4 protein-coding genes are annotated in these 3,485 nt (G+C 68.7%); all 4 read left to right on the forward strand.

Annotated elements, in window-relative coordinates:
• The first annotated feature begins 1,023 nt into the window (after positions 1-1,023).
• On the forward strand, positions 1,024-1,452 hold the full coding sequence (locus RQM47_RS16780; RefSeq protein ID WP_314009832.1) for a hypothetical protein: 429 nt from the start codon (positions 1,024-1,026) through the stop codon (positions 1,450-1,452).
• Between the two features lie 722 nt (positions 1,453-2,174).
• Positions 2,175-2,375 (forward strand): hypothetical protein, encoded by a 201-nt coding sequence (locus RQM47_RS16785; RefSeq protein WP_314009837.1) that lies wholly within the window; start codon positions 2,175-2,177, stop codon positions 2,373-2,375.
• A gap of 303 nt (positions 2,376-2,678) precedes the next feature.
• Positions 2,679-2,954: a type II toxin-antitoxin system ParD family antitoxin gene (locus RQM47_RS16790; RefSeq protein ID WP_314009838.1), complete on the forward strand. Its 276-nt coding sequence runs from the start codon at positions 2,679-2,681 to the stop codon at positions 2,952-2,954.
• Positions 2,947-3,252 (forward strand): type II toxin-antitoxin system RelE/ParE family toxin, encoded by a 306-nt coding sequence (locus RQM47_RS16795; RefSeq protein ID WP_314009834.1) that lies wholly within the window; start codon positions 2,947-2,949, stop codon positions 3,250-3,252. The genes RQM47_RS16790 and RQM47_RS16795 overlap by 8 nt, the downstream gene beginning before the upstream one ends.
• Positions 3,253-3,485: the final 233 nt, after the last annotated feature.

Here is a 3,485-nt window from a genome sequence, read left to right on the forward strand (position 1 = left end):
CCGAGTCCTCCGGCCGCTCGGCGCCCCCCGCCGCCGCGTGATCGACCCGGCCACGTACCGCCGGCCCGACCCCGAGCTGACACCGGAGCCCGAGGCGGGGCCGACGGCCGAGGCTGGCGAGACCGAGCCGGCGGCGGGAGCCGGCAACGACATGGTCGAGGGGTGGACGCCCGATGATCCGTGGCGGCCGTACACGTCGGCCGAGGCCAAGCGGAAGGCCCGGGGCGGGCGGCCGAAGCTCCCGCCCGGGAAGAAGCGGTCGGCCCAAGCTCCTACGTACTCCCCTGACCCCGGCCCGAGCTGCGACCGCGTGAAGGAGTGGGCCGCGGGCCACGTCGCTCGCGGTCTCGGACTACGTCCGGCGCCGGACACTGGGGAAGCCCATTGCCCCTCCGCGTCGTATCTCGCGGCGGCGCTAAACGAGCTGAACCGGGATCGGGGTCAAACCTCATACCAGATCGCCCGGGCGGCTGAACCAGGCCGGCCAGGTCGAGCTGATCGCGGAGCTGATGCGTGCACGGCCGAAGGTCCGGGCGGCCCGTCGCGGCGCTGAGCTGCCCGGCGCCGAGCCCCCGAGATCCCGCACTACCCGTTCCGCGGATCGACGACGACGGCTGATGCCGCCGGCACCAGACGGGCACACTGGACCTGCTGGCTGGCCCGCACCGGCGCCCGCAGCTCCGCCCGGCGACCGCCCCGGCCCCGCGCCGACGTCGGCGGCGTTCGCAGCGAGGGAGGGGCACGGGGGCCGCCCGTGCTCGGCCCGCGCGTCGGGCGCCACGCATGAACGGTACACCTTCCCGCCTAAGGCCCCTGGCGTGCCCTGTGCTGCGCGCTGGCGTCCCGCCCGGCTCTGAGTGCCCCCGGAGGCCGGCGGCGCTCACAGGGGCTCTGAGCGCTCCACACGGCCCTGCCTCCGCCACGGACGCGACGAGCGGGGTAGCTTGACCACCCCTTCACAACGCGACACGCCCCGATCCCTAAGCCGGCAAGCATGGGGGATCGGGGCGCGCAGAGAAACCGATGGCGAAAGCTACACCGGACGGCGACGGCCGTTCCATCCCCGGCCCTGCGGCCGGGTCAGCAGAGGATTTCCAGGGGTTCGCCCCACCCTACCAGAACTGGTTCAAGGTCCCGAACGAGCTGATCGTTCGGCTCCCCGAGATCCGATCCCAGGGTGAGCTAGCGGTCGTGCTCTACTGCATCCGCCACACCTGGGGCTGGGGCGAGTTCAGCCAGCGGATCACCCTGGACGAGTTCGAGCACGGACGCAAGCGCAAGGACGGCTCCCGAATGGATCAGGGCGTTGGAATGTCGCATCCATCCATCATCAAGGGGCTCAAGCGAGCTATTGAGCACGGCTTCCTCGATGTGACCGAGGAGGGGATGGACGGTGGGCGGATGGCTAAGCGCTACGCCGTTCGCGTCGGCGGGTTGCCTGCTGACGCCTGAGGCAGAGCACGTCGCGCCCACCTCCCCGGCTGTCCACAATCGTCGGTGGAATGAGGGGGCGCCCTCTAAAGGTTCGTTAGATCCGACCTAAAGAATCTTTAGAGGGCTTCCTTTATATAGATCAAAGACACCTAGTGAAAGACAGGACCGTGGACAGTGTGGAAAACTCCGCAGCGCCGGCGGTCCCCTCGATGGTGACGCCGGCCAGGTGGCCGGCGCCGAGCGTTATCACAGTGCCTCGACCGTCCGTTTTTGCACGGACTGAGGCGCCGCCGCCCGTCGGCCTCAATCGGTGAGCTGCCGTTCGCGCTCCGAACGGCGATTCCAGCGCCTCAGGCGGGGTGCCCGAGCCGGATACTTTCGATAACGCCCCTTGTGGGAGGTGCACCGCTTTGGACCTGCCCCGCCCTTCCAACCTCCCGAACTTCCTGCACCAACCGCTCCTCCCATGACCCGCTCTACGTCTCTCCTCTCGGTGCTCCTCCTGCTCAGCGCGTGCTCCGCAACCTCACCCGAGGGCGACCCAGTGAACGCACTCACAGAGCAATTCTCGCGGGCCACAACCCAGGTGCCGGCCTTTGGAGGCGTCACCTTCGACGGAGACCGGCCCGTTGTGTTCACGCTCGGGTCGAAGTCCGAAGCCGAACCCGCTGCCCGCTCGATCTTCGGAACCAACGTCGTTGTCCGCGAGCGGGCCGGCATTCGGCGGGGGCTCCGAAGCGTTGAAGGGGCAAGTCACACAGCTCCTGCTAGGCGCGGTCCGCGACGCTCAGACCACGGACTACGACGAAACGACGGGCTACGTTCGGCTTGGAGTGCTCACGGCTGACGCTGTTCGAGATGCCTACCGCGTCATGGACGACATCGACTTCCCGACCGAGAACGTCATCGTACAGGTCCAGGCGCCAATCATGCTCTACTAGGCCCCTTTGTAGATCTGGAGCAGAGACGTGCGGTAACAGACCCTAGCTCATCCTGTCAAAAATGTGCCCGCGCGGAGGCGCCAGAAAAGGCGATTCCGGGCTGCTAGGCGGAGCGCGCGGCTCTATTCCAGATCTACAAAAGGGCCGACACCTACCCCGAAGGTCCCCCTGGTAGGGTGCGTCTCCGCGCACAGTCGGGAGCGCTGCGGTGGTTGGTCTGGGGATAGCAGAGGTTGACAAAGATTGACACGGTGGCATCGTGGCGTACGCTTCTCTCCCACCCCGCCCGCCGGAGCCCTACCCGTGAACGTCTCACTCACTCCCCACCTCGACGCCTTCGTCCGCACCAAGGTCGAGACGGGGCGCTACACGTCGTCCAGTGAGGTCGTCCGGGAGGCGCTTCGGCTCTTGGAGCAGCTCGACGCCGTCCAGGATGCCAAGCTTGCCGCCCTCCGCGACGACGTCCAGCTCGCCATCGACCAGGTCGAGCGCGGGGAGACGGCCGCGTTCGACCCCGAGGCCATCAAGCGCGAGGGCCGCGCCCGCCGAGCCGCTTTGCAGTCGGGGGACGATGCCTGATCCGTCGGGCGTCACCTACGCCGAGGCGTTCCGGGCCGACGCCGCCGAGGCGTGGGACTACGTCGGGGCCGAATCGCCCGACCGGGCCGACGCCCTGATCGAAGCGGTGCGCGAGGCCATCGCCCTTCTGGCCGAGCACCCGAGGGCGGGCCGTGCCCGGGACGAGATCGGCGCCGGCGTACGCAGCTTCGCCGTGCCCGCCGGGCGGCACGTGGTCTACTACCGGGTGGCCGAGGCCGGCGGGATCGTCGCGCTCCGGCTGCTGCACTCGTCACGGGACGTGGCCGGCCTGTTCTGAGTGCTCCCGCCTGACTGCCGAGGGTTCCGTTTTGCTCTACAGCGAACCGACCCGTCTATTATGGCAAGTTGTGTTTTCCTTTACAGGAAAACGTCCGACCCCCTCGGCGGCGTCCTCTGAGAAGCCTTCGCAGTCGGCCTCCGGCCGATGCTCAAGCTGGACCCCCGCCCCCGCCCCGATGACCGAGCGAACCGACCTCCCCGACGACCCGGACGACGCCGACGACGAGCCAC

The sequence above is a fragment of the Rubrivirga sp. S365 genome, from assembly GCF_032248475.1.
Taxonomy (GTDB): domain Bacteria; phylum Bacteroidota; class Rhodothermia; order Rhodothermales; family Rubricoccaceae; genus Rubrivirga; species Rubrivirga litoralis.

What these genes read in the sequence shown, in the direction of transcription:
- RQM47_RS16780 (WP_314009832.1), top strand. Translation starts at nt 1,024, where the DNA reads ATGGCGAAAGCTACACCGGACGGCGACGGCCGTTCCATCCCCGGCCCT.
- RQM47_RS16795 (WP_314009834.1), top strand. Translation starts at nt 2,947, where the DNA reads ATGCCTGATCCGTCGGGCGTCACCTACGCCGAGGCGTTCCGGGCCGAC.